Source organism: Christiangramia aestuarii (assembly GCF_009735585.1).
Classification (GTDB): Bacteria; Bacteroidota; Bacteroidia; order Flavobacteriales; family Flavobacteriaceae; genus Christiangramia; species Christiangramia aestuarii.
On the sequence record NZ_VJVW01000004.1, the window covers coordinates 25,486 to 51,497 of the forward strand.

A 26,012-nucleotide genomic window follows, 5' to 3' on the forward strand; every position below is an offset into this window, starting at 1 on the left:
TAAATTATTGTTGCTCATACAATTGATGTCCCTATATCTTATCTTTTACCTCTCCACAGCTCAACATAGAAGCTCCATAGTACGGATTTTTAACTTCGGTTGACAAACTAAGCCAGTCCGCACCCTGGTTGCTGTTCGCCATCGGGCAATGCTGAATATACATCCCATCCATAGGTTTGGTGGATTGGGCAAGATCGATCATGGTATTAGAAAGGCCAATAAATTCCTGCCTGGCCGCATCGATGGAAGTGGCATTTACAAGCCGGTCTGTTACCATCTGAAGTTTTGGAATACTGATCTTAAGCACCGAATTTACCTCATCACTTAAGGCCGCTACCTTTACCTGGTCTATTGCCTGCTGAAGTTCTTTACCTTCGCTTTTTGCCTTCTGAAAATCATCATTTACCAAGGCGTCCTTCAATTCCAGGTAATTGCTGAAAAGTGGTTGCAAAACCGATTTCTCTTCTTCAGAAACCTCCAAAGCCTGATTCCCAATATTCGGGTTCATCATGCTTGGTTTTCCGGCTAACTGAACGGCCGCATCTACGGTGAAAGTTCCATTCACTACGATCTGCTCTCCCGGCTTCAATCCGCTTTCCACTATATAGGAGTCTGCCAATGCAGGCCCAAGCTTCACTTCTCGCATTTCAAAGCCGGCACCTTTGTCCATTTCGGTTTTTACATATACCACCGAACGTTCTCCGGTCCAAAGAACAGCCGATTCAGGGATCACGATACGATCCTCCCCGGTAGATTCCAGCTGATTCTCCACTACGCCGCTCACGAACATTCCGGGCTTAAATTTTCCATCCTTATTGCTCACTTCTATCCTAGCGGTAGCCACCCTGGTATTATCGTTCAATAGAGGATCTACAAAACTGATCTTTCCTTCAAAGGTTTCTCCCGGAATGGATTTCACAGTATATTCTACCGTGCTGCCTTCCTCTACCCAGTTCAGGTCACTTTCATACAGGTCGAACTGTATCCAGAGCTGATCCAGGTTTGCGATCTGGTAGATAGGCATTCCCTGTTCAAGATGGTCTCCAGGTTCGGCCATAAGTTCTGTCACCACACCGCTAACATCAGCTCTAATGGAAAACCGTTGGATTGGCTCACCTTCGGCCAGCATTTTGTCGATCTGGGCATCGCTTATTTTCCAGTTTCGTAATTTTTGCTTTGCCGCAGCGAACAGTTCCGGTTGGGATTCCTTGATCTCCTGCGCCTGTAATAATTCGGCCTGGGCGGTTACTAACTCAGGAGAGTAAATGGTAGCCAGGGTTTGCCCTCTAGAGACCTTTTCACCGGTGAAGTTCACCATTAGTTTTTCGATACGCCCGGGTATATGCACGGTTTGAGTGTAGTCATTACGTTCATCCACCACTACTTTGCCGTTCAGTCGCAATTCTTTGCCCATTTCTCCTCCTCCAACGGTCATGGTACTGATGTTCGCCAGTTTCATTGCATCTTCGCTCATCCTGAACATATCTGAATCCAGTCCTCCTTCATCTTCAGAAAGCGGGATAAGGTCCATTCCGCAGATGGGACATTGTCCCGGCTCCGGCTGTCTGATCTGGGGGTGCATGGAGCAGGTCCAGGTTTCGGCTTCTGAATCTGAAACGGCCGAATGATCGTGTTCATCCCCGGCGGTTTCATTCCCGCCGAAGAATAACCAGCCAAGAAAGATGCCCAAACCCAGGACGCCTATGGCCAGAAATATGTTTTTTCTATTCGTTTTCATCTGTAGTATTTTTAAATGATAGGTAGTCTAATCTGGCGGCTGCTTTATAGCCGTTGACATGTGCCTCGATCTTTTGGATCTTCAACATCAACAGGTCCTGGTTCATTTGCAGTACCTCCTCGAAATCTGAATTGGCATTGCTGAATCCCGAGATAAGTAATTTATTGGCCTGGTTTGAGGAAGTAATCTGCCTGTCATAAAGGTCATTTAAACGCTCAGCTTTCCGAAGTTCATAACTAAGCATTTCTGCCTCACTGCTTAGTTCATTGACCATTGCCCGTTTTTCCTGTTCTGTAGCCTGGGCCATCAGTTCGGCCTCCTGTCTCGCGGCCTTATATTTTTTTCTGAAAATAGGCAGACTAATATTGAACATAGGCATGATCGCATCCTGGCCGTTATCCATCGGGTTGGCATCCGTTCTTTTTGAAATGATCGAATAATCTACCCCAAGCCCCAGCATAGGTAAGCCTTCCTTTTTTGAAAGTTCGATCTCGTTCTCAAAAGCTTCTTTTTCGAATTCCAGTGCCGAGATACTAGGATGTGCTTCAAAATTCGAAATATTCCCAATTACTGCATCATATTCCAGATCATTCCCCACCTCAACAAGGGCTGTTTGCGACCTGTTGAGCAGAATATTGAATTGCCTTTTCTTTGTTTCCAGTTCTTCCTTCATCAAATCTATCTGCGTGAGCAGTTCTTCCCTTTTAATGTCTACCTTAACCACATTCACCATTGGGGCCCTTCCTGCCTCAAAACGATTCAGCGCAAGCTTCCTGTAAGAATTCAGGATTTCCAGGTCTTCCTCCATCACCTTCAGAGTATTTTCGATCCTGAAGATCTCGGCATATTCAGCTTTTACTTTGACAAAAAGATTTTCACGAACCTGCAGGAAATCCTGGAATTTCGCTTCGGCCATCAGCTCTGCGGAAGTTTTCTTCAGCTTATTGGTTCCAAACCAGGGGAACATCTGCATTAAGGAAAATCTTGCCTCCTGTGCCCCCAGCCTGGTTTCGATCATTCTTCCAAATGCGCTCATGGTCAGCGTAGGATCTGGAAGTGAGGAAACCTGAGGAGCTTTTTGTAGAGCCGCCTCGAACCTGGTGTATGCTGCTTTCACCTCAGGATTATTTTCTGAAGCCACCTGCAGATATTCATCTATTTGCTGAGCCTGACCCTGGAACAGGGAGAGCATCAAACAAAACAAAACGAGTATAAATTGATTAGTTTTCATTCGCTGGCTAATTATTAGTTTCTAAATTTCTTTTTACCACGGTTTCGCGCCAGTAAGCCTGTAATACCGGTACCACGAAAATGGTCATGATCTGTATGATCATTCCACCCACGATCGGGATAGCCATTGGCACCATGATATCAGATCCTTTCCCAGTTGAGGTAAGTACGGGGAAAAGTGCGATTATCGTAACTGCTGTAGTCATCATCGCAGGACGCACCCTTTTCTGACCGGCTTCGAGTACGGCATCGCGTACTTCCGCCACCGTATTTGGTTGCCTCTTTTCAAAGACCTGGTGAATGTAAGTACCCATTAGCACCCCGTCATCTGTAGCAATTCCGAACAAAGCGATAAAACCGACCCACACGGCCACACTCAAATTCACTTCCTGTATCTGGAACAGGTTGCGCATATTAGTGCCGAATACGTCGAAATCCATGAACCATCCCTGGCCGTAAAGCCAGATCATGATGAATCCCCCGGCAAATGCCACGAAGACACCTGAAAAATGGATGGTCGAAGCAATGACTGTTTTAAACTGAAAATACAATAACAGGAAGATGATGATCAAACACAGCGGGATCAAAATTGATAGCCTTTTTACCGCTCTTACCTGGTTTTCATAATTTCCGGAAAATTTAAAATTGACCCCTTCAGGCACAACCAATTCTCCATTATCTATCTTTTCCTGAATAAAGTTCTGAGCATCGATTACCACGTTCACTTCAGCATAGCCGTCACGTTTATCGAATAATACATATCCCACCAGGAAGGTCTCTTCACTTTTGATCATTTGCGGCCCACGCACGTATTCCAGATCAGCCAGCTCGCCCAATGGTACCTGAGCTCCCGTGGAAGTCGGCACCAGGATTCGCTTTACGGCTTCCGGGTTATCCCTTAGCTCCCGCGGATAACGCACTCTAACCGGGAATCTTTCCCTACCCTCTACGGTAGAAGTGATCTCCATCCCGCCAATGGCAGTTTCGATGGTTTGCTGCACATCTTCAATGCTTAAACCGAACCTGGCAATAGCATTACGGTCGATATCGATCTCCAGGTAAGGTTTTCCTACTACCCTGTCTGCAAATACAGCTTCAGATTTTACGGAAGGTACTTGTTTCAACAGGTTTTCTAGCTGGATCCCAAAATCCTGAATCGTTTTCAGATCCGGGCCATATACCTTGATACCCATAGGAGCCCGCATCCCCGTTTGCAGCATGACCAGCCTGGTCTCTATAGGCTGTAATTTTGGAGCAGAAGTCACCCCGGGCAGTTTAGTCCTCTGTACGATCTCATACCAGATGTCATCTGGACTCTGTATATGATCTCTCCAATTCCTGAAATACTTTCCGTCTTCATCGGGAATTAACTGCTCTCTCTTTATATTTTTTGCAATAGCGTCTGTATTGGACAGGCTATCTCCGGTTGTAAGAATGAACCTTTCATCCTGGTCAACCTTAAAACGCATGGGTTTCCCATCCTCGTTAAGTGCATATTCCGGTTTGTAGTTTATAATATTTTCGAACATGGAGACAGGAGCAGGATCCAGGGCGCTTTCAATACGGCCTAGTTTACCTACAGAAATTTCCACTTCCGGTATATTGGTCACCGCCATATCCAGCTTTTGAACGGTCTCCTTGGTATATTCTATCCCAGCATGAGGCATGGTGGTTGGCATCAGCAAAAAGCTACCTTCATTCAGTGAAGGCATGAATTCCTTGCCAACCCCGGGAAAGGTATGCGTAAGACCAGACCAGACTTTGGTTTGATTTATATCCACACCTACTTCCTCCAACCCATCATCCACGAAACCAAAAAGTTTTGGAAACCCGAACCAGATCATAGCACCTAAGAATATCGTGATTAATGGCAGAGCGAAGAACTGTGCTTTGTGGGTGAGACACCAGTTAAGAATAGGCTCATAATATCTGACTACCGCTAGAAGCATAACCAGGGTAAGCCCGATAAGGATGATCACGAAAATATAATTGGAAAAAAGGCTCTTTTCGAAACCAAGTGGCATCCACTCTTCAGCAAGGAAGAGGATGGTCACTAATAAGGTAATTCCAATAATGATCTGTGAAGAATATTTCCCAAGTATATCAGGGCTTCTGTCTTCAAATAGTTTCAGCAAACCAATTAGCGTTAGTGCCAGCGGTAACCAGAAGCTAAAGATCAAAGCCAGCAGGATCCCTCCAATAACCAGACTGAGGTTCCAGGCCAGTTTAGTTTTCTTTTTGTCTACCCTTACATTGAAAAAGAAATAAGAGAGCATAGGTAACACCAATACCCCAATTATAAAGGCTGCTCCAATGGCAAAGGTCTTGGTAAAAGCCAGGGGTCGGAATAATTTTCCTTCGGCATTTTCCATGAAGAAGACCGGTAGAAAACTAACGATTGTGGTAAGCAAGGCAGTAGTTACGGCAGGAGCCACTTCAACGGTAGCATTATAAATGATTTCAAGCAATCTTTTACCTTTGGCATTTTTGTTTTCCGGCATTTCCAGCCAGCGAATCGTATTTTCAACGAAGACGATCCCAACATCTACCATCACCCCAATAGCGATAGCAATTCCCGAAAGAGCCACGACGTTAGCATCTACTCCCAAATAGCGCATCGCGATAAAAGTCATAAGAACCGCAATGGGCAATAAGCTTGAGATCAATACTGAGGCTCTCAGGTTCAAGACCAGTACGATGATCACAATAATACTTATCAGAATTTCATGGGAGAGTGCACTTTCCAGCGTACCTATAGTTTCGTTGATAAGCTGCGTCCTGTCATAAAACGGAACGATAGTCAGTTTCGAAACCGTTCCATCTTGTAGGGTTTTCGAAGGTAATCCTGCTGAGATCTCGGCGATCTTATCTTTTACATTTTGAATTACCTGTAATGGGTTAGAACCATACCTGGCCACCACAACTCCTCCGGCAACATCGGCACCACCCTTATCCAGGATGCCTCGTCTTTCGGAAGGTCCTAAATGTACCCTGGCGATATCCCTAATGAGGATCGGTTTGTTTTCCCTGGCGACCACCACCGTATTTTCGATATCCTCGATGGATTCGATATATCCCAGTCCGCGAACCAGGTATTCCACCTTATTCACCTCAAGGGTTTTGGCGCCGGCATCACGATTAGAATTCTTAACCGCCATCATCACCTGATCGATGCCAATATCGAAAGCCTTTAAAGCATCAGGATTTACATCTATCTGGTACTCCTGCACATAACCACCAACCGAAGCAACTTCAGATACTCCCTGGGTGCCGCTAAGACCAGGCTTCACATAGTAATCCTGGACCTTCCTAAGTTCGTGCAGGTCCCAACCGCCGGTCACATTACCTGCCGAGTCCCTGCCTTCAAGCGTATACCAGTAAACCTGTCCCAAGGCAGTAGCATCTGGCCCCAAAGAGGGCTGAACTTCAGAAGGCAAAAGATTAGCAGGAAGCGAGTTTAGTTTTTCAAGAACCCGGGAACGAGACCAGTAGAACTCTACATCTTCTTCGAAAATGATATAGATACTGGAGAAACCGAACATGGAAGAACTCCTGATAGATTTCACTCCCGGGATTCCCAGTAGCGAACTGGTAAGCGGGTAGGTGATCTGGTCTTCGACATCTTGCGGAGAACGGCCGGGCCATTCGGTAAATACGATCTGCTGGTTTTCACCAATATCGGGAATGGCATCTACCGGCACCGGATCATTCGGCAGAAAACCGGTGTCCCAGTTAAACGGTGCAGTAACCAATCCCCAGCCTACCAGGAAAAGGACCAGCAATACCGTAACCAGCCGGTTATAAAGAAAATATTTAATGATTCTATTGAACATATATTTGATGATTTGAAAATTCAGAATAGCCCAGGCTTAGCCTAAACGCATAACAGAATGGTCCTGACGGCAAAAGCCGGACAGCACCTCAATCAAATCGATCAAATAAGGAAGACCTGGTCTTCCAGCTGTATATCTGTGACCAGTAAGGGTGGGGAATAATCTTTAAAAGGAATGACCTGTTTGGGCAGGCTTTCAAAGAGTTCAAAATAAGTATAGGTGAAAGTTGTAATGAATAGCTGCTGATGAAAATCGAAAGAATCAAAAGAGATCTTCAGTTCGTCCTGACCTTCTACAGAAACCTTTTCATTGGTACAGCAATGATTCTCTGCTTCAGCACTCATTTGCATTCCGCAGGTCTTCGCTTTTGAGAATACCGCCTTATCTACCAGGTGGCTTCCGCAGAAATGTTTATCTACCGTAAAAGACATTGTAGACAACATCACCAAAAAGGCCATGGATAAAGATAGTATATGTTGAAAAGCTTTTTTCACTGCTTACAAAAATACATTTTTTTTAATAATCAGCAGTTTAGATCATTTTTTCTATAACTACAGCTGTCAAAATTACAAACTTCGAACCTAATTTAATTTTAAAATTTGGGAATAACATTTCAAAAAATCACCAAGTAAAGCTGGCCCAAAAAAGAAATCATCTCGAGAAAAAATCAGGCTTGAAATATTAACGAATAATCGTAATTTTATGTAAATCAATAATTTAAATCACTTTTAGAGATGGAAAACGAAAAAATCATAGCCGTAGTTGGAGCTACCGGCGCACAGGGTGGCGGGCTTGTTCGGGCGATCCTGAACGATCCCAAAGGAGGTTTTAAAGCAAGGGCGATTACGAGAAACCCATCTTCAGATAAAGCTAAGGACCTGCAAGCCAAAGGAGCTGAAATTGTAAAGGCAGACCTAGACGATAAGGAAAGCCTGGTGAAAGCATTTAAGGGAGCATACGGAGCCTACTGCGTCACCAACTTCTGGGAGCATTTTTCTCCGGAAAAAGAAATGCAGCAGGCCAAGAATATGGCCGAAGCAGGCAAAGAAGCCGGGCTAAAACATATCATCTGGTCTACACTGGAAGATACCAGGAAATGGATTCCCTTAGATGACGACCGTATGCCAACCCTGATGGAGAAATATAAGGTTCCTCATTTTGACGCGAAGGGCGAAGCAGATGAATATTTTGTCGAGAGCGGTGTCCCCTACACCTTACTATTCACTTCCTTTTACTGGGATAACTTTGTGAATTTTGGCATGGCTCCCCAAAAAGGTGAGGATGGCGAGCTGGCGATCACATTCCCTATGGATAATAAAGAACTACCGGGAATCGCTGCTGAAGATATAGGGAAATGTGCCTATGGTATCTTTAAGGCCGGGGACAAATACCAAAACAAGATCGTAGCCATTGCCGGGGAACACCTAACCGGGAAGGAAATGGCTGAAATATTTTCAGAAGTCTATGGCAAAAAGATCAAATATAATGCGGTGAAACCCGAGGTTTACAGGAGTTTTGATTTTCCGGGGGCAGATGACCTGGGGAACATGTTCCAGTTCAAGGCCGAAGAAGAGGAATATTTTTGTACCATCAGGGATGTGAACGCAACCCGGAAACTGAATCCTGAATTGCTGACCTTCAGGGAATGGTTAAAGCAGAACAAGGACAAAATGGAAGTATAACAACCGCTTATTTGAAACCTCTCAGTTTATAATAGTAGAATGCAGGTAGGAGGATAAGTAAAAATAAAGGATGAATTAAGAACCTCCTCACATAGAAAAGTGCGAGGTAGTGTTCCCTTTCAATATTCAGCACCAGGAAGATAAACACGGCCGTGGCGGCTACATACAGGATGGCATAAAGCAGGGCCGAAAATTTCAGCATATTCATATCCCTGAAGCTAACATAGATTATCGCCAGGGAAATAACTGTATTCAGGAAATACCTTAGGCTAAGATTGATCATTAATTTGGCCATGTCCATAGGCGGAATAATGCCCAGCAGGTAATCTGATTTAAAGAACTGGATTAGGGGATCGTAAAAAAGATCCTGCTCGAAGAACCTTAACGCTGCCAGGAGAAGTACCAGAAGGCCTATTTGAAGGGCTCGAAATTTATTTTTTACTGCTTTCTCCATTCTGTGTAAATTCTAACCCAGATTAACCAGAGGATAAACACAGTTCCGTAGATCGCCAGGGGGAAAAATATGGAGTGCATAAAACCTGAATATTGGGGATATTCATAAATACTTACGGCCAGGATCACTATCCTTAGAATGTTCATCACATAAATGATGACCGATCCGGCAAAGAGGAACAGCAAGGTCGAGCTCGTTTTTCCGAAGAAAGCCAGCACGAAAGAAACAAAAAGAATGATGATACTGGCAGAATTGCAACCTTCAACGATACCGGCTAAAAAATAGTCCTCTACCATGAGTTTCATGGAAAGACCGGTGTAATGCATAACCACCTCCACCTCGTAGCCTAGAGCCTGCATTACGGTTCCGCTTTGGCGTGCCACCAGCTGGGTAAGAGGATCTGGCACCGGGTTTTCCGTATCATAAATAAGCAGGAAACCATTATAAAGGCTCGAGAACAGAAAATAGCTCCCCAGAAAAATGAAAATAAATCGGAGGACCAGTCGATATTTATGAAATAAACCGAGCAAATTCTGAGGGGTTTTTAACAAATTTATAGAAATCAAAGCCTCACTTTACATTAGAAATTGAATACTTTTGCACCAAAGATTGTTAATATGACTTTTGATAAACTTAGACCACAGGTAGAAGAGATCCTTCAGCAGAAAGAAAAGAGCGTAGACTCACGACTTACAGAAGTTTGTGAGCTACTGGAAAAGAACATTCCTTATTACGATTGGGTAGGTTTTTACTTTAAGAACGGAGATAAGGACGAGTTGAAACTGAAGTCTTTTGCGGGTGAACCTACAGATCATGAGATCATTCCTTTTGGAAAGGGTATCTGCGGCCAGGTAGCAGTCTCTAACAAGAATTTCGTGGTGCCAGATGTAAAGGCTCAGAACAATTATATTGCCTGCAGCATACATGTGAAGGCCGAGATCGTGATCCCACTTTTCGTAAATGGCGAAAATATTGGCCAGATCGATATCGATAGCCATACCGAAGATCCATTTTCGCATGAAGATGAGCTTTTCCTGGAATGGGTAAACAAAAAAGTTGCAGAGATCCTATAAGGAATAACTGCTTCTTAGATATAACAAAACCCATAGATGTCTATGGGTTTTGTCATTTTTGGTAGTTAGTTTTTAGTGTATACCGTAGTTCTATACCTGTAAGGCGATCGTTATAAATAGAAAAACAAAGAATCCGATGAGTTGCAGAATAGAGTTTAAATACTTCTTTTCAATTTCATTTCCCATTTTTCATAGCTTTTTCCAAATGTAAAAAAGCTAAACCTTGAGAATTAGGCATTTAACGAACTTTAGTTCTTTTTAGAATAATTTAAGCTAATATGTGTAAGAATTAGGGAAAGCTTTAACGAGACCTTTACATTCCGGTACGAATAGCTTCCACAGGATCAAGCTTTGAGGCCGATATTGCAGGAATGATCCCAGAGATCAAACCAATCAATGCCGATACCGCTGTTCCTATCAGGATATTCAATGGAGATAATACGAATTCAAAATCTCCCGTAAACTGGGAAGCGACTATAGAAACCAGCCAGACGATGAACAACCCAACCATCCCTCCAATCACCGAAAGGATGATGGCTTCAAAAAGGAATTGAGACAAAATGAACTTATTCTTGGCTCCAAGAGATTTTTGGATCCCGATAAGATTGGTCCTCTCCTTCACGCTTACGAACATGATGTTGGCGATGCCAAAGCCTCCAACCAGTAAGGAAAACCCGCTAATCACCAGCCCTATAATATTCAACTGTCCGGTTATATTATCTATAAAATCTGCAAATCCCTGTAATTGATTCACGAAGAAATTATTTATCTCGCCGGGTTTTATGCCCCGCATATTTCGTAATTGCTGTTCCAGCATAGCCACGAATTCGTCATTATCTACCCCGTCTTCCGGCTTTAGAACGATCTGAGGAAATACGGTTCCCTTGGTGGTTCCATATACCCTTCGGGCAAAATTCGCCGGCACAAAGGCCTGGCCATCCCGGGATCCGGTGAACAATGATTGTCCCTGTTTCTTCATCACCCCGATCACGGTAGCCCTTTTTCCGAAGATCCTGATCTCACGTCCCACTCCATTAGAGTCTCCAAAGAGATTCTTAGCTACCTCGTGACCCAAAACCACGACTCCTGCCCCGCTTACCGCTTCAGGTTCATTGAAAAACCGACCTTCTTCCAGTTCAAAAGCCTCGATATCGTAATATTCATGGGTCACCGCGCCAATATCCACACCGGCACTGGTCACGTCCTGATACTTTAGGGCCGCACCTCCGGGCACACCCAGGGCAAAACTTATGGCCTCAAGATTGGGAAGACTTTTCTTTAGGTACTGGTACTCTTCATAGGTGACATCTGGAAACTGTTCCCGTTTCCAGCGCGGGATATCTGAAGGGCCAAAATTGAACCTCATCACGATAATCGTGCTATTATCAAGAGCGCTAAGGCTTCCGGTAATATCTTTTTTAAGGGAATCTACAGCTGCCAGCACCGCGATGATCGAAAAAATACCAATGGTCACCCCCAGTAGAGAAAGAAAGGTACGCAGGCGGTTATTTTTAAGAGCGCTAATCGCAAAATTAAAACTCTCTTTGAGTACGCGTAAGTAAATAAGCATGGTATGAAATCAGCTGTTTTTGGATGATTTAAAGATAGGACGCAGCATCTAAATATTCGTTACAAAATTTATTGATATTTCGGTGTATCCACTTTCAGATTTTTAGCTTAATTGGTTACTTTTGCAGCTTTAACAAACACAACACAATGAGCGAATTAAAACAAGCGAAATCTGCCCTAATTTCAGTTTTCAGCAAAGACGGATTAGAACCCATCGTTAAAAAACTTAACGAGCTGGGAATCACCATCTACTCTACCGGAGGAACCGAGAAATTCATCAGGGACCTTGGGATCGAGGTGATCCCTGTGGAAGATGTAACTTCTTATCCTTCTATTTTAGGCGGAAGGGTAAAGACTCTTCACCCTAAGGTTTTTGGAGGAATTCTGAACCGTCAGGACCATGATGGTGACGTAAAGGAGCTGGAGCAATATGAAATTCCGCAGATAGACATTGTGATTGTGGACCTTTATCCTTTTGAAAAGACCGTTGCCTCGGGCGCTTCTGAACAGGATATCATAGAAAAGATAGATATTGGCGGGATCTCACTTATTCGTGCCGCTGCCAAGAACTTCAAGGATGTTACCTGTGTATCTTCAGTTGACGATTACCAGGAATTCCTTGACCTGCTGAATGAGAAAAATGGAGAGACCAGCCTGGCCGATAGGAAGAGATTCGCTACCAAGGCCTTCAATATTTCCTCTCATTATGATTCAGCAATTTTCAACTATTTCAATGCTGAAGCTGAAGTGAATTCTTTCAAGCAAAGCGAATTGAAAGGCAAGGAACTTAGATACGGGGAGAACCCACACCAAAAAGGTACTTTCTACGGTGATTTCGAAAATATTTTCGACAAGTTGCACGGAAAGGAACTTTCATATAACAACCTTCTGGACGTTGATGCCGCGGTTAACCTAATGAACGAGTTCAAGGGAGAGGCACCAACATTCGCTATTCTAAAGCACAATAACGCCTGTGGCCTGGCCCAGCGCGACACTATTCACCAGGCTTATGTAGATGCCCTGGCCGGCGACCCGGTTTCGGCATTTGGAGGAATTCTAATCAGCAATGTGGAAATTGACGCCGAAACTGCTGAAGAAATCCACAAGTTATTCTGCGAAGTGGTGATCGCTCCATCATTTTCAGAAAAAGCGCTGGAGATCCTGAAAGGTAAAAAGAACAGGATCCTTTTGGTCTTAAAAGATATTGAACTACCAAAAAGCCAGGTAAGAACCTGTCTCAATGGAGTTTTGGTTCAGGATAAAGATCTTAAGACAGATTCGCTGGAAGATCTGAAACTGGCCACGAACAATAAAGCGACAGATGAGGAGTTATCTGACATGATATTTGCATCCAAAATCTGCAAGCATACAAAATCGAACACTATCGTCCTGGCGAAAAACAAGCAACTTTGCGCCAGCGGGACAGGCCAAACCTCGAGAGTGGACGCCCTGACCCAAAGCATAGAAAAGGCAAGGTCTTTTGAATTCGACCTTCACGGAGCCGTAATGGCCAGTGACGCCTTCTTCCCGTTCCCAGACTGCGTGGAGATCGCAGGGAATGCCGGAATTACAGCAGTAATTCAGCCCGGGGGATCCATCAAGGACCAACTTAGTATCGATTATTGCAATGAAAATAATATCGCGATGGTGATGACAGGAACGCGCCATTTTAAACATTAATTTTAGTACATTTACCCGAACCTCAATACTTAAAATACACTATGGGATTTTTTGACTTTCTCATTGAAGAAATTGCAATCGACTTAGGTACCGCCAACACCCTGATAATTCATAACGATAAAGTTGTTGTAGACAGCCCCTCAATAGTAGCCCGCGACAGGACCTCTGGCAAGATAACTGCCGTAGGTAAGGAAGCGGCCATGATGCAGGGGAAAACTCATGAGAATATCAAAACCATTCGCCCCTTAAAAGATGGGGTTATTGCCGATTTTGATGCCAGTGAAAAAATGCTCACCATGTTCATCAAGGAGATCCCGGCACTTAAAAAGAAACTCTTTACCCCGGCCCTGAGAATGGTGATCTGTATACCTTCCGGGATTACCGAGGTGGAAATGCGTGCCGTAAAGGAAAGCGCAGAGAGAGTTAATGGTAAGGAGGTTTACCTTATACATGAACCTATGGCTGCTGCAATTGGTATTGGGGTAGATATCATGCAGCCAAAAGGGAACATGATCGTAGATATAGGTGGTGGTACTACCGAGATCGCGGTGATCGCACTAGGAGGGATCGTTTGTGATAAATCTGTAAAGATCGCCGGGGATGTATTTACCAATGACATTGTATACTATATGCGTACGCAGCACAACCTTTATGTAGGTGAGCGTACTGCTGAAAAAATAAAGATCCAGATAGGTGCGGCGACTGAAGATCTTGAGGTTCCGCCAGACGAGATGAGCGTTCAGGGTAGAGACCTGTTAACCGGGAAACCGAAACAGGTGAATATCTCTTACCGTGAGATCGCCAAGGCCCTGGATAAATCTATCTTAAGGATAGAGGATGCGGTGATGGAAACCCTGTCTCAAACTCCGCCGGAACTTGCTGCCGATATCTATAATACCGGTATCTATCTTGCAGGTGGAGGCTCCATGCTTAGAGGCCTCGACAAACGTTTGTCCCAGAAAACAGATCTACCGGTTTATATTGCTGAAGATCCGTTAAGGGCGGTGGTTCGTGGTACAGGTATCACCTTAAAGACACTGAACCGCTATAAAGGGATTTTGATCAAGTAGGAGAAGCTTAATTTATGCAGCAGATTTTCAATTTTCTTATTCGGAATAAGAATTCGATATTATTCTTAATCCTGTTTGCTGTATCTATTTTTCTCACCATTCAGAACCATGCCTTTCATAAAAGTCGGTTCGTTAGCTCTGCCAATTATGTTACCGGCGGTGTTTACAATTGGTCCAATAACATCAACACTTACCTTCACCTGGATGAATATAACGAGAGGTTGCTGGAAGAGAACAACAAGCTTCGCAACATCATCTCGAATATACACGACAGTATTTCAGTAGAAAAACAACTGGATAGTACTTCCTTCGAAGGGGATTACCTGTTTCGTACCGCCCGGGTGATCAATAATAATTTCTCAAAGATCGATAATTACCTTACCCTGAACCGTGGTGAGGAATCTGGTATCAAACAGGAATACGGGGTCATCACCAGCCAGGGAATCGTGGGCATCGTAGACCGGGTAAATGATAATTATTCCCGGGTGATCTCCATTTTGAACAGCAGGTCCCGTATAAATGCCCAGCTGAACAATACGAACCATTTTGGTAGCCTGGTATGGAATGGGAAAGACCCTAATATCGTGCAGCTTATCGATGTGCCCAGACAGGCGCCACTTCAGAAAGGGGACACCATTATTACCGGGGGACGCTCCCTGATCTTCCCTAAAGGATTGCCAATTGGAAGCATACAGGATTTCAGCCTTGACCAGACCCAGAGCTATTATACGATCAATATCAAGTTATTTAATGATATGACCAATATTGGTTATGTATACGTGATAGAGAATGTGAACAAGGAGGAAATAGAAAAATTACAGGATAACAATGAACAGTAAGCTTTTTTCAAATATCGCCAGGTTCATCGTACTTGTTTTTCTGCAGGTCCTTATCCTGAATAATGTAAACCTTGCAGGGTACATTAACCCGCATCTGTACGTTTTGTTCATCCTGCTTTATCCGTTTGCCGGCAACCAGAGTTTATTCCTGTTCCTGTCTTTCCTGCTTGGACTTAGCGTAGATATTTTTGAGGACAGCGGCGGAATCAATGCTGCGGCCTGCCTGGTGGCAGCTTTTGTAAGGCCTAACCTGCTCAGGTTCTCCTTCGGGATTAGCTATGATCACCAGAACATTCGCCTGGCAGCCACTCCATTCGGGGCGAAATTAAGCTATGTTTTCCTGATGGTACTCATCCATCATTTCGTATTATTTTCCTTGGAAATGTTCAGCTTAAATCATATACTTCTTATTCTGAAAAAAACACTATTTTCCAGTTTATTTACTGTTGTCCTTACACTATTAAGTCTTAGTTTATTTAGCAAAAAGTATAGATGAGAAAAGTTTTACTATACATAACTATACTCACCACAGGCCTTATTTTTATTGGCCGCCTTTTCTACCTTCAGGTAGTTGATACTTCCCTTGCCATTAGGTCCCAGGATAACGCGATAAAAGTCGTTTACGACTACCCGCAGCGAGGTTATATCTATGACCGTGATGGGGAATTGATGGTTTCTAACCAGCCGTCTTATGATGTGATGGTTATCCCCAGAAACCTGAAGCCTTTTGACACTACCGAATTCTGTAATATTCTGAATCTCGCCCGGGAAGATCTAGAAAAGAAACTGGATAAAGCGAGGATCTATTCACCATTACTCCCCTCGGTGGTGATCCCACAGCTCACCAAAAGCGAATATGCCATCCTGCAGGAAAAAATGCGGAAGTATGAAGGTTTCTATATTCAGAAAAGATCGCTCAGGGATTACCAGGTAGATCATAGTGCCAATGTGTTGGGCTATATCGCTGAAGTAAACCAAAAGATCATAAATGAAAACCCCTATTATATTTCGGGTGACTTGATTGGCCGCGCGGGGGTTGAAAGTCAATATGAGGAATTGCTTAGAGGCGTTAAGGGGGTAAAACATATTCAAAAAGACAGGTTCAACAGGGACATAGGCCCTTACAAGGATGGGATTTATGATACGCTCCCTGAAAAAGGTAAAGACATCACTTTAACCGTAGACAACGACCTGCAGGACTACGGAACTAAATTGATGAAGAACAAACGCGGTGGAATCGTTGCCTTGGAACCCGGAACAGGTGAAATCCTGGCCCTTATTAGCGCACCCAACTATGACCCAGCAAAACTGGTGGGTAGAAGCCGGTCCAGGAACTACTGGGAACTTTATACCGACTCTATTGCCAAACCCCTATATGACAGGGGGCTTTTAGCAGAATACCCTCCAGGATCACCTTTTAAAACTCTTAATGCCCTCATTGGCTTGCAGGAAAATGTTGTAGACACCGATGATAGTTTTTCCTGTAACCATGGTTACGCCTACGGCCGTGGCCGTAAATTAGGCTGTCACGCGCATAAAAGCCCCCTATCCATGATCCCCGGGATTGCCCAATCATGTAACGCCTATTTCGCGAACGTCTACCGCAGAATCATCGAAAAATATCCTACCCCGCAGGACGGGATGGATGCCTGGAACGAACACCTAAAAAGCTTCGGACTGGGACAGTTTATGGGTAACGACCTAAGCACCGGAAGACCGGGAAAGATCCCAGATTCAGATTATTACAACAGGATCTACGATTATCCTACCTATAAATGGTATGCTACTGCGACCTTATCAAACGCTATTGGTCAGGGTGAGGTATTGATGACCCCTATTCAGCTGGCGAACATGGCTGCAACCATAGGGAATAAAGGCTGGTATTACACCCCGCATATCCTGAAAGAGATCGACGGCACCCCCATTAAGGAAGAAAAGTTCACTAAAAAGAATTATACCACCATAGAGGCCAAACACTTCGAACCGGTAATTGCCGGAATGCACGAAGTATATAAAAGTGGTACTGCCTCTACCCTTAGGATCCCTGGTGTGGAGATCGCAGGAAAGACAGGTACTGCCGAAAATTTCACGAAGATTAACGGAAAAAGGGTGCAGCTTACTGACCATTCTATTTTCGTTGCCTTTGCCCCTGTAGACGATCCTAAGATCGCCATTGCCGTTTTCGTTGAGAATGGTTACTGGGGAAGCCGGTATGCAGGACGTATGGCCAGCCTAATGATCGAAAAATACCTGAAAGGTACGATCACCCGGACAGATATGGAAAGCTGGATCATGAGCCACAGCCTTGAAGACGAATACGCAAAACCACTTAGCGGAGAACCTTTTATAATCAATCAGTAAATGGCGAAGAGCAGCGCGGGATTTGACTGGATCAGCATTTTTATTTATTTAGCATTAATCTTATTTGGCTGGGCCAATATATATTCGGCATCACTAGGCAGCAGTTCCGGTTCATTTTTCGACCTTTCTCAACCATACGGAAAACAAGCTCTTTTTATAGGCCTGAGCATTTTTCTGGTAGTGATAATTCTTTCTATTGAAGCCAAATTCTACCAGCGGTTCTCCAGCGTGATATACTTAATTTCGCTATTATCCCTCGCAGGATTGTTCGTTTTTGGTAAGACAATATCTGGAGCTACCTCCTGGTATTCTTTCGGCAGCTTTGGAGTTCAACCCTCTGAATTTGCCAAATTCGCTACTGCCCTGGCGCTTTCAAAATACTTAAGCGATATACAGACCAATATCAGAAGACTGGACCACCAGGTTAAGGCTTTTATTATTATAGCCCTGCCCGCGATTCTTATCGTTCCACAGCCAGACCCCGGTAGTGCCCTGGTTTACGCAGCATTCTTTTTTCCCTTATACCGGGAAGGCCTATCCGGCTTTTACCTGGTCACAGGCCTTTCGGCGGTTTCAGTCTTTATACTCACCCTTATCATAGGCCCTATTTGGGTTAGCGTCGCAGTACTAACGCTTGGAATATTATTGTTCTTCAGAAAACGCAAAAAAAGGCCCGGAAAGGTACTAATTACCTTATTCGTGCTGATCTCTATTGGGCTTAGCTTTTCGGTGAACTATATTTTTGAAAATGTTTTTGAACAACGTCACCGGGACAGGTTCAATATCGTCCTGGGGAAAGAAGTAGATTCCAGGGGAATAGGTTATAATACTCACCAGAGCGAGATCGCCATAGGCAGCGGAGGCTGGCTTGGAAAAGGCTGGACCGAGGGAACCCAGACCAAAGGTCATTTTGTCCCGGAACAGCATACAGATTATATCTTTAGTACCGTTGGAGAGGAATGGGGATTCGTAGGCAGTACCATGGTAGTCCTGCTTTTCATGGCCCTGCTCTTAAGGCTTATTATGCTTGCCGAAAGACAAAGAAACCAATTCTACCGGGTGTATGGATATTCGGTGATTGGAATCCTGTTCCTGCACTTTCTGGTGAATATAGGAATGGTAATTGGAATCTTCCCTACCGTTGGGATACCACTCCCCTTCTTTAGCTACGGAGGATCCGGATTATGGGGCTTCACCATCTTACTTTTTATCTTTATCAAGCTGGATTCAGACAGGTTATCCTACTAGGAACATTTATCGGCCAATAGCAGAATTGCCGCTACAACCAGAATAAGGACGGGATAGATATACTTTCTTTTCATATTATAAGCCATAAAAAAACCCGGAATTCAACTTCCGGGTTTTTTATTATATACTAGATTTTAATTCTTCACTTTTTTGCCATCTACATCGGCAACTTTATTTCTGGTGATATTGTTCATCTTCATATCTGCCAGTACGTTGATAGCTTCTTCAATATAAACATCCTTACTCAGGCTTTCATGCCATCTTTCTCTCTTCTCTTTAAGGACCGTATCGGTCACAAAAAGTTCTTCTTCGTAAGGAAGGGACTTATAAGTAAGATCTGTTTTATAATCCTTGATCGCATCGAACTGCTTGGCCATCTCTCTATCCTTTTCCGCTGCTTCTGCATATTCGGAATAGCTCAGAGGATAACTGCTTTCTTCACTCTGGGATTTTACCCATTTCGCGTTCTCTTCGATAAGCCTCAATTGTTCGTTCTGGCTCATTCTGTCTTTACTAGCCTGTATAGCTTCATCATAGCCTACATATCCATTCCAGATATCATATTTAGCGGCATCGATCTTATCCCATGGTAGTGGGTTTTCCTGGTCCTTTTCTCCAATATCCACAAAGCTATACCTGTCTGGAACTACTACATCACTCTTCACACCTTCAAGCTGGGTTGATCCACCATTCACACGGTAGAACTTCTGAGTAGTGATCTTAAGGGCCCCCATATCGCCCATATCGTTATTTCTAAGCCACCTGTTAAGGTCTATCACATTCTGAACAGTTCCTTTACCATAGGTTTGTTTACTACCAATGATAATAGCTCTTTTATAATCCTGCATCGCCGCAGCCAAAATTTCAGAAGCTGAAGCCGATAATTCATTTACCAGGATCACTAGTGGCCCATCCCAAAGTACCTGCGGATCTTCATCCTTAAGCACTTCTTTACGCTGACCATTAGATTTTACCTGTACGATTGGTCCCTCTTCAATGAACATCCCGGCGATATCTACCACCGTTTTCAGGGAACCACCACCGTTATTCCTAAGGTCAAGAACAAGACCCTCCATTCCTTCTTTTTTAAGGCGGATGATGTCTTCTTTGATATCTGAAGCGGCATTACGCTCATTATAATCGGTCATATCAAAATAAAACTTCGGAAGGTTTATCACCCCGTAATTCCTGCCGTCTTTCTTCACCATGGAAGCCTTGGCATAGGTTTCTTCGATCTCGATCACATCACGTGTTAAGGTCACTTCCTCGATGTTCCCCATTACTTTCTTACGAACCGTAAGAGTTACCTTAGTATCTTTCGGGCCCTTAATAAGGTCTACCGCATCATCAAGTCTCATCCCCACGATACTTACGGCTTCTTCTTCATCTTCCTGCTTAACTTTAAGGATCACATCACCTTCAGTGATCTCTTCACTTCTCCAGGCCGGTCCGCCGGAAATTACCTCAGTAATTGTAATATTATCACTATCCTTAACCAAACGAGCTCCAATTCCCTCAAGTTTTCCAGACATGGCTATATCGAACCTGTCCTTGTCCTGGGGAGCGAAATAGAAGGTGTGCGGATCGAATTCCTCTACGATTGAGTTGATATAAACCGTGAAATAATCCTCTCTTTCAAGATCATCGGTAAAATCATAATACCTGTTGATATTCGAAAGAGTGGTTTCCCTTGCTTCCTTCTCCAGTTCGACATCAGTCTTCATGGTATAAGAAGAATCTTCTTCTTTTTTGGTCTTTTCGTCCTGCTTAAGGTCGTGGTAGGTAATAAGGGTATTAAACTTTAACTGTTCTTTCCATCTCTGCCTCATTTCCTCTTTAGAAGAAACATAGTCTACATTATCGTAATCTGTTACGATCTTTTCGTTTTCAGTAAAATCGAAGGGTTCAGAAAGGATTTCCTTATAAAGGGACCTTGCTTCTTCCATACGTTTTCCTAAACGATTGTAGGTAAGATTAAAGAATTCAATGTTCTTATTCTTTATTTCATCATCGATCTTTTCTTTATAGGCGTCGAATTCCTCTATATCCTTTTCATAGAAAAAACGTTTAGAAGGATCCAGATTCTCCAGGTAATCCTCATAAACATTTGCTGAAAAATTGTCATTAATATCCTTAGCATCATAATGTCCCTGGTTAAGAACATAGGTAATTAGATCTATAAGAAGTTTATCCTTATTGGGGTCATCAAAATTCTTGGTAGTAAAACTACAAGAGGCTGCAGCCATCAGGAGAACAACTGCTAAAATCTTAAAATTCCTTTTCATAACTCGTTTTAATTTCGTCATCGTTTGGTTACCCTTATTATAGTAAAAACTGTGCCAATAACTTAGAAACAGGCAACTAATTTGTAACACTACTAATATAAGCTTTCCATATTTAAATTCTTATTTTAGCAGAACCAAATTATTTATGCATGGATAAGAAAAAACCATTGATCCTGGTTACCAACGATGATGGTATAACCGCACCGGGAATCAGGACTCTAGTGGATGTGATGAAAGAACTGGGAGATGTAGTAGTAGTGGCTCCAGATAGCCCACAAAGCGGGATGGGTCACGCGATCACCATAAGCGACACGTTGTTTTGTGAACAAGTCACCATTAAAGAATCCTACAAACATAAAGAATACAGCTGCTCTGGAACCCCAGCAGATTGTGTAAAGATCGCCACCCAGGAGATCTTGCATCGTAAACCAGATCTTTGCGTAAGCGGGATAAATCATGGTTCCAATTCATCGATCAATGTTATCTATTCTGGTACCATGAGTGCGGCTGTCGAAGCCGGGATCGAAGGCATCCCCGCGATAGGTTTTTCTCTGTTAGATTATTCTTTAAATGCCGATTTCGAGCCTACACGTAAATTCATAAAGAAGATCACCAGGAACGTGCTTAAGAACGGACTTCCTAAAGGAGTAGTGCTTAATGTGAACTTCCCTAAATTGTCTGAAGCCGAGATCAAGGGTATCAAGGTTTGCCGACAGGCTAATGCACACTGGGAAGAAGAATTCGATAAAAGAACAAATCCGCAGGGAAGAGAATATTACTGGTTAACAGGTACCTTTGTTAACAAGGATGAAGGTGACGATACCGACGAAAGAGCTCTGGAAGAAGGCTATGTATCTGTAGTTCCGGTACAGTTCGACCTCACCGCCCACCATTTTATTAAAGATCTAAGCAGCTGGTCCCTGGATGATTAAACAAAATATCATTACCGGATTTTTAACGGGTCTTGCAGCAAATATCGCGGGAGTCCTTCTGTATGTTACTCTTTTCAGCCAGTCAGACCTTGATGCTACTTTAAAAGACGCCATAGAAAATGATTACCTGGGCAAGATCGTGGCACTTGGAGCCATCATGAACTTCCTTCCATTCTTTGTCTTCCTCAAGAAGAAGCAGAACTATCATGCCCGCGGGGTTTTACTGGCGACGATAAGCGTAGCCATTGCCGTGGCCATACACAAATTCATATAAAATGAAGTATTATATCATCGCCGGGGAAGCTTCGGGAGACCTGCACGCCTCCAACCTTATGAAAGCCCTTAAAGAAGTGGATTCCGAAGCCGATTTTCGATTCTGGGGCGGTGATCTTATGGAAAAACAGGGAGGCACGCTGGTAAAGCATTACAGAGAGCTGGCATTTATGGGATTTTCTGAAGTGATCATGAACCTGAGGACCATCTTTAAAAACATTAGTTTTTGCAAGGAAGATATACAGGCTTATGATCCCGATGTGATAATTTTTGTGGACTATCCGGGATTCAACATGCGTATTGCCGAATGGGCCAAAAAAGAAGGGTATCGCACGCATTACTATATTTCCCCGCAAATTTGGGCCTGGAAAGAGAACAGGATCAAAAAGATAAAACGCGATGTTGACGAGATGTATGTGATCCTTCCTTTTGAAAAGGATTTTTACACTCAAAAACATGATTTTCCCGTGCATTTTGTTGGACATCCGCTTCTGGATGCCATCGAAAACAGGCCACCGGTAGATGCCGAGGCCTTTAAAAGAAATCACGGGCTTGATCATAGACCGGTCATTGCTCTTCTTCCGGGAAGCCGTAAACAGGAGATCGAAAAAATGCTGAATGTGATGCTTAGTATCACATCAGAATTCGAAGATTATCAGTTCGTGATCGCCGGTGCCCCCAGCCAGGATGAGGAATTCTATAAGGGATTCATGAAGAAGTCCAATATCGGCCTTATCATGAATAAAACCTATGACGTCCTGGGAATTGCACACGCAGCGCTGGTAACTTCGGGAACGGCAACCCTCGAAACCGCGCTATTCAAGGTTCCGGAGGTGGTATGCTATAAGGGCAGTTATATTTCCTATCATATTGCCAAACGCATCATCAACCTGGATTATATCTCGCTAGTAAACCTAATCATGGACCGAGAGGTGGTAAAGGAACTTATCCAGAATGAATTTAATTCAAAGAATCTTAAGGCCGAACTCAGTAAGATCCTGGATAAAAAGAACCGGAAAAGGATCTTCGAGGACTATTACCAGCTAGAGCAAAAACTTGGGGGAAGCGGTGCCAGCAAGAACACTGCTGAACTCATCTATAAAAAAATTAAGGCATAATATGCGGGCTCTCAATTGGCATAAACTTCTGCTCGTAGGCTTAGTTGCAGTACTTTTTGCATCCTGTGGCTCGAGGCGAAAAGTAATCACCACCAAACAAGAACAGGACAGAATCACCCAGGTAAGCCGTGAACCTGAGCGACAACCTGAAAATGAACCGGTAGAAAACAAGGCTTATAAGATCGTGGAAACTGCCCTTAAATTCGAGGGTACACGTTACAAATACGGCGGAATGGACAAAAAAGGAATGGACTGTTCCGGCCTGGTCTATGTTTCCTTCCTAGAAGAAGGCATTTCCCTGCCCCGAACCTCAAGAGATATGTCCCTGAGGGGAGAACGATTATACCTTAAGGAGGTCAATGTGGGAGACCTTCTTTTCTTCGAGACTAACAAGAACCGGAAGGTGATCAACCATGTAGGACTGGTAGTAGAAGTCAACGAGAAGGGGATCTACTTCATACATTCATCCACTTCAACGGGAGTGATTATTTCCTCACTTTCAGAAACTTACTGGAACAATAATTTCGTCATGGCGCGCCGGGTGATCTGATTTTTACTTAACTTTTGAAGGTAATTCACACTTTTTGAAAAACCTTCAGTTCATATTCCTGCGTTTATGCATGTACCTTGTTGCGGGCATGCTGCTGGCATTTTATACCGAGGCTGATATCAAGATCGTTTTCACCGGCTTCGGAATAATTCTTCTATTATCCATCCTGGCGTATATCAGGGCCCGCAACCAGCTGTTTCCCGATTCTCTTTTCGGGATCACCTGCTTCCTGATGATCTTTTCACTGGGATTCTGTACCGCTTATTTCAATAAACCAGAAAACCAAACCGGGCATTATATAAAGTATTTTTCACAGCCAACCGATAGTTTAATGATTTCGGGAATCATTACCGAAGAATTGAAACCAACAAAGTTCTCCCGCCGGTTCATCCTGGAAACCAGGGAGCTGATCTCACCTGGAAAATCTATTGCAATTACAGGAAAGGTGCTGTTAAATATATTGGCAGATTCCACCCAAAACAAGACTACAAGACCCGGACATATAATCCTAAGCAGGTGGAAACCTGAAGAAATTAAAAAGCCTTTAAATCCATTTCAGTTCAACTATGGGAAGTACCTTAAACAGCTTAAAATAGAGAGAGAGATCCAGATCAAAGATTCAGGGATCAAGATCATTGGGGAAAAAGATGATATATCTACTCAGGCCTGGCATAGCAGGGAGAGAATCATTTCAGGACTTAAAAAGCATAATTTCGGTGCTGATGAGCTGGCGGTCTTCCAGGCCCTGATCCTCGGTCAGAGAAGAGAAATCAGCGACGAGCTTTATAAGAATTATGCTGCTGCTGGAGCGATACATATTCTGGCGATCTCGGGCTTACATATCGGCATTCTTTTGCTAATGCTTAACTGGCTATTGAAACCCCTGGACAGGTCCAGAAAAACAAGGCTTCTAAAGATCATCCTGATACTTCTTCTTCTCTGGAGCTTTGCATTCCTCACCGGTTTAAGCGCCTCGGTAGTACGTGCCGTATGCATGTTCTCATTTATTGCTGTTGGGATGCAAATTAAAAGGAAGACCAGCAGCCTGAATTCAATCTTTCTTTCGCTTTTTTTTCTTTTATTAATAAATCCCTATTATTTGTTCCAGGTCGGCTTCCAGTTAAGCTACCTGGCCGTCTTGAGCATTATCATTTTCCAACCAATCATTTATAAGCTCTGGACCACTAAGATCCAGCCGGTAGATTACTTCTGGAAACTTACCTCGGTCAGCTTGGCTGCTCAGATAGGCGTGGTCCCGCTTAGCCTTTATTACTTTCATCAATTTCCCGGAATGCTCCTTTTAACCAACCTCATTATTTTACCGTTTTTGGGAATCATATTAGGGATGGGAATACTGGTGATTATACTTTCAGTTCTGGGGATATTACCCGGAATAATGGAAGAAATATTCAGTATTATCTTGAAAGGCCTCAACGTATTTATTGAATTCATCGCCGGAATTGAAAGCCTGGTTTTTTCAAATATTCATTTTTCTCTACTTCAATGCCTGTCACTTTTCCTGGTCATTTTAAGCCTTGTAATACTTTCGAAAAAAGTAGATTTTTATCGTATAAGCTTTTTTTTGATTTCTATCCTTATTTTTCAATTGGCCAGCTATTATGAGAAATGGCAGTTGCCCTATTCTGAAAGTATAGTTTTTCACAGCTCCCGCAGCTCCATGATAGGTAATAAGATTGAACAAAGCCTGCATATTTATTCCAGGGACTTCCTTCAGGAAAACCTTTTAAAGGACTATTCCAGGGAAAGGAATATTGACAGAATCATAAAGAAGAAGCCAGAAGATATTTTGGAACTTTCAGGAAAACTATGCCTGGTGGCAGATACCTCTTCTAATTATGAGATTCATAACTTCAAGCCAGAAATTCTGATCTTAACTGGTTCTCCAAAGGTAAATTTGGAGCGTTTGATAGATCAGTTACAACCCAAACAGATCGTGGCAGATGGCAACAATTTCAGGTCCTACATTGAACTATGGAGGAAAACTTCAGAAAATACAAAAATCCCTTTTCATCATACCGGTGAAAAGGGAGCCTATATTATTGAAAATAAAAACTAA

21 protein-coding genes are annotated in these 26,012 nt (G+C 43.3%); 13 read left to right on the plus strand and 8 right to left on the minus strand.

Features of this window, described 5'->3' with window-relative positions; translation table 11 throughout:
• Positions 1-31 precede the first annotated feature (31 nt).
• The 4 genes from FLP08_RS10550 to FLP08_RS10565 all read right to left on the minus strand — a co-directional run bounded on the left by FLP08_RS10550 (position 32) and on the right by FLP08_RS10565 (position 7,295).
• Positions 32-1,738 carry an efflux RND transporter periplasmic adaptor subunit gene (locus FLP08_RS10550; RefSeq protein ID WP_156276712.1) on the minus strand — a complete coding sequence of 569 codons (1,707 nt, stop codon included), beginning with the start codon at positions 1,736-1,738 and terminating at the stop codon, positions 32-34.
• The gene (locus FLP08_RS10555; protein ID WP_156276713.1) at positions 1,725-2,969 is read right to left on the minus strand and encodes a TolC family protein; all 1,245 of its coding nucleotides are present in this window, start codon (positions 2,967-2,969) and stop codon (positions 1,725-1,727) included. Before FLP08_RS10555 ends, FLP08_RS10550 begins: the two co-directional genes overlap by 14 nt.
• 7 nt (positions 2,970-2,976) lie before the next feature.
• Positions 2,977-6,801, minus strand: coding sequence for an efflux RND transporter permease subunit (locus FLP08_RS10560; protein ID WP_156276714.1), 3,825 nt, complete (start codon positions 6,799-6,801; stop codon positions 2,977-2,979).
• Between the two features lie 101 nt (positions 6,802-6,902).
• Entirely contained in the window at positions 6,903-7,295 is a 393-nt protein-coding gene (locus FLP08_RS10565) for an HYC_CC_PP family protein (protein ID WP_162431030.1), read from the minus strand.
• A 240-nt stretch (positions 7,296-7,535) separates the two neighbouring features.
• Here FLP08_RS10565 and FLP08_RS10570 point away from each other — a divergent pair, with 240 nt between their 5' ends.
• Positions 7,536-8,483 carry an NmrA/HSCARG family protein gene (locus FLP08_RS10570; protein WP_156276715.1) on the plus strand — a complete coding sequence of 316 codons (948 nt, stop codon included), beginning with the start codon at positions 7,536-7,538 and terminating at the stop codon, positions 8,481-8,483.
• 7 nt (positions 8,484-8,490) lie between these two features.
• Here FLP08_RS10570 and FLP08_RS10575 read toward each other — a convergent pair whose 3' ends face one another.
• Positions 8,491-8,937 carry an exosortase F system-associated membrane protein gene (locus FLP08_RS10575; RefSeq protein ID WP_156276716.1) on the minus strand — a complete coding sequence of 149 codons (447 nt, stop codon included), beginning with the start codon at positions 8,935-8,937 and terminating at the stop codon, positions 8,491-8,493.
• The gene (gene xrtF, locus FLP08_RS10580; RefSeq protein ID WP_156276717.1) at positions 8,922-9,467 is read right to left on the minus strand and encodes an exosortase family protein XrtF; all 546 of its coding nucleotides are present in this window, start codon (positions 9,465-9,467) and stop codon (positions 8,922-8,924) included. Before xrtF ends, FLP08_RS10575 begins: the two co-directional genes overlap by 16 nt.
• Positions 9,468-9,554: 87 nt before the next feature.
• On the opposite strand from xrtF, the gene FLP08_RS10585 reads away from it, so the two are divergent.
• Positions 9,555-10,010, plus strand: a complete 456-nt coding sequence (locus tag FLP08_RS10585) for an XrtF-associated fRMsr-like GAF protein (protein ID WP_156276718.1) — start codon at positions 9,555-9,557, stop codon at positions 10,008-10,010.
• Positions 10,011-10,323: 313 nt separating this feature from the next.
• Here the strand turns inward: FLP08_RS10585 and FLP08_RS10590 are convergent, their stop codons facing one another.
• A complete protein-coding gene (locus tag FLP08_RS10590; protein ID WP_156276719.1) occupies positions 10,324-11,580 on the minus strand; it encodes an ABC transporter permease in 1,257 nt (418 codons plus the stop codon).
• 146 nt (positions 11,581-11,726) lie between these two features.
• Between FLP08_RS10590 and purH the strand changes: the two genes are divergently transcribed.
• The 6 genes from purH to rodA are packed head-to-tail and all read left to right on the plus strand — an operon-like array spanning position 11,727 to position 18,777.
• Positions 11,727-13,259, plus strand: coding sequence for a bifunctional phosphoribosylaminoimidazolecarboxamide formyltransferase/IMP cyclohydrolase (gene purH / locus FLP08_RS10595; protein WP_156276720.1), 1,533 nt, complete (start codon positions 11,727-11,729; stop codon positions 13,257-13,259).
• A gap of 41 nt (positions 13,260-13,300) precedes the next feature.
• Complete coding sequence (locus FLP08_RS10600) at positions 13,301-14,329, plus strand: rod shape-determining protein (protein WP_026914537.1); 1,029 nt, start codon at positions 13,301-13,303, stop codon at positions 14,327-14,329.
• A 14-nt stretch (positions 14,330-14,343) separates the two neighbouring features.
• Complete coding sequence (gene mreC / locus FLP08_RS10605) at positions 14,344-15,168, plus strand: rod shape-determining protein MreC (protein ID WP_156276721.1); 825 nt, start codon at positions 14,344-14,346, stop codon at positions 15,166-15,168.
• Positions 15,158-15,664 carry a rod shape-determining protein MreD gene (gene mreD / locus FLP08_RS10610; protein ID WP_156276722.1) on the plus strand — a complete coding sequence of 169 codons (507 nt, stop codon included), beginning with the start codon at positions 15,158-15,160 and terminating at the stop codon, positions 15,662-15,664. Before mreC ends, mreD begins: the two co-directional genes overlap by 11 nt.
• Positions 15,661-17,529 (plus strand): penicillin-binding protein 2, encoded by a 1,869-nt coding sequence (mrdA, locus tag FLP08_RS10615; protein ID WP_156276723.1) that lies wholly within the window; start codon positions 15,661-15,663, stop codon positions 17,527-17,529. The genes mreD and mrdA overlap by 4 nt, the downstream gene beginning before the upstream one ends.
• Positions 17,530-18,777 carry a rod shape-determining protein RodA gene (gene rodA / locus FLP08_RS10620; RefSeq protein WP_156276724.1) on the plus strand — a complete coding sequence of 416 codons (1,248 nt, stop codon included), beginning with the start codon at positions 17,530-17,532 and terminating at the stop codon, positions 18,775-18,777.
• Between the two features lie 134 nt (positions 18,778-18,911).
• Here the strand turns inward: rodA and FLP08_RS10625 are convergent, their stop codons facing one another.
• Complete coding sequence (locus FLP08_RS10625; RefSeq protein ID WP_202912765.1) at positions 18,912-21,062, minus strand: carboxy terminal-processing peptidase; 2,151 nt, start codon at positions 21,060-21,062, stop codon at positions 18,912-18,914.
• Positions 21,063-21,211: 149 nt separating this feature from the next.
• Here FLP08_RS10625 and surE point away from each other — a divergent pair, with 149 nt between their 5' ends.
• The 5 genes from surE to FLP08_RS10650 are packed head-to-tail and all read left to right on the plus strand — an operon-like array spanning position 21,212 to position 26,012.
• Positions 21,212-21,994: a 5'/3'-nucleotidase SurE gene (gene surE / locus FLP08_RS10630; RefSeq protein WP_156276726.1), complete on the plus strand. Its 783-nt coding sequence runs from the start codon at positions 21,212-21,214 to the stop codon at positions 21,992-21,994.
• Entirely contained in the window at positions 21,987-22,268 is a 282-nt protein-coding gene (locus FLP08_RS10635; RefSeq protein ID WP_156276727.1) for a hypothetical protein, read from the plus strand. Before surE ends, FLP08_RS10635 begins: the two co-directional genes overlap by 8 nt.
• A 1-nt stretch (position 22,269) precedes the next feature.
• Positions 22,270-23,385, plus strand: a complete 1,116-nt coding sequence (gene lpxB, locus FLP08_RS10640; RefSeq protein ID WP_156276728.1) for a lipid-A-disaccharide synthase — start codon at positions 22,270-22,272, stop codon at positions 23,383-23,385.
• Between the two features lies 1 nt (position 23,386).
• Positions 23,387-23,935: a C40 family peptidase gene (locus tag FLP08_RS10645; RefSeq protein ID WP_156276729.1), complete on the plus strand. Its 549-nt coding sequence runs from the start codon at positions 23,387-23,389 to the stop codon at positions 23,933-23,935.
• Between the two features lie 34 nt (positions 23,936-23,969).
• Entirely contained in the window at positions 23,970-26,012 is a 2,043-nt protein-coding gene (locus tag FLP08_RS10650; protein WP_156276730.1) for a ComEC/Rec2 family competence protein, read from the plus strand.

What these genes read in the sequence shown, in the direction of transcription:
- mreC (WP_156276721.1), top strand. Translation starts at nt 14,344, where the DNA reads ATGCAGCAGATTTTCAATTTTCTTATTCGGAATAAGAATTCGATATTA.
- surE (WP_156276726.1), top strand. Translation starts at nt 21,212, where the DNA reads ATGGATAAGAAAAAACCATTGATCCTGGTTACCAACGATGATGGTATA.
- FLP08_RS10560 (WP_156276714.1), bottom strand. Translation starts at nt 6,801, where the DNA reads ATGTTCAATAGAATCATTAAATATTTTCTTTATAACCGGCTGGTTACG.
- lpxB (WP_156276728.1), top strand. Translation starts at nt 22,270, where the DNA reads ATGAAGTATTATATCATCGCCGGGGAAGCTTCGGGAGACCTGCACGCC.
- FLP08_RS10590 (WP_156276719.1), bottom strand. Translation starts at nt 11,580, where the DNA reads ATGCTTATTTACTTACGCGTACTCAAAGAGAGTTTTAATTTTGCGATT.
- mrdA (WP_156276723.1), top strand. Translation starts at nt 15,661, where the DNA reads ATGAGAAAAGTTTTACTATACATAACTATACTCACCACAGGCCTTATT.
- FLP08_RS10585 (WP_156276718.1), top strand. Translation starts at nt 9,555, where the DNA reads ATGACTTTTGATAAACTTAGACCACAGGTAGAAGAGATCCTTCAGCAG.
- FLP08_RS10550 (WP_156276712.1), bottom strand. Translation starts at nt 1,738, where the DNA reads ATGAAAACGAATAGAAAAAACATATTTCTGGCCATAGGCGTCCTGGGT.
- rodA (WP_156276724.1), top strand. Translation starts at nt 17,530, where the DNA reads ATGGCGAAGAGCAGCGCGGGATTTGACTGGATCAGCATTTTTATTTAT.
- FLP08_RS10600 (WP_026914537.1), top strand. Translation starts at nt 13,301, where the DNA reads ATGGGATTTTTTGACTTTCTCATTGAAGAAATTGCAATCGACTTAGGT.
- mreD (WP_156276722.1), top strand. Translation starts at nt 15,158, where the DNA reads ATGAACAGTAAGCTTTTTTCAAATATCGCCAGGTTCATCGTACTTGTT.
- FLP08_RS10625 (WP_202912765.1), bottom strand. Translation starts at nt 21,062, where the DNA reads ATGAAAAGGAATTTTAAGATTTTAGCAGTTGTTCTCCTGATGGCTGCA.
- FLP08_RS10575 (WP_156276716.1), bottom strand. Translation starts at nt 8,937, where the DNA reads ATGGAGAAAGCAGTAAAAAATAAATTTCGAGCCCTTCAAATAGGCCTT.
- FLP08_RS10645 (WP_156276729.1), top strand. Translation starts at nt 23,387, where the DNA reads ATGCGGGCTCTCAATTGGCATAAACTTCTGCTCGTAGGCTTAGTTGCA.
- FLP08_RS10635 (WP_156276727.1), top strand. Translation starts at nt 21,987, where the DNA reads ATGATTAAACAAAATATCATTACCGGATTTTTAACGGGTCTTGCAGCA.
- FLP08_RS10570 (WP_156276715.1), top strand. Translation starts at nt 7,536, where the DNA reads ATGGAAAACGAAAAAATCATAGCCGTAGTTGGAGCTACCGGCGCACAG.
- FLP08_RS10555 (WP_156276713.1), bottom strand. Translation starts at nt 2,969, where the DNA reads ATGAAAACTAATCAATTTATACTCGTTTTGTTTTGTTTGATGCTCTCC.
- purH (WP_156276720.1), top strand. Translation starts at nt 11,727, where the DNA reads ATGAGCGAATTAAAACAAGCGAAATCTGCCCTAATTTCAGTTTTCAGC.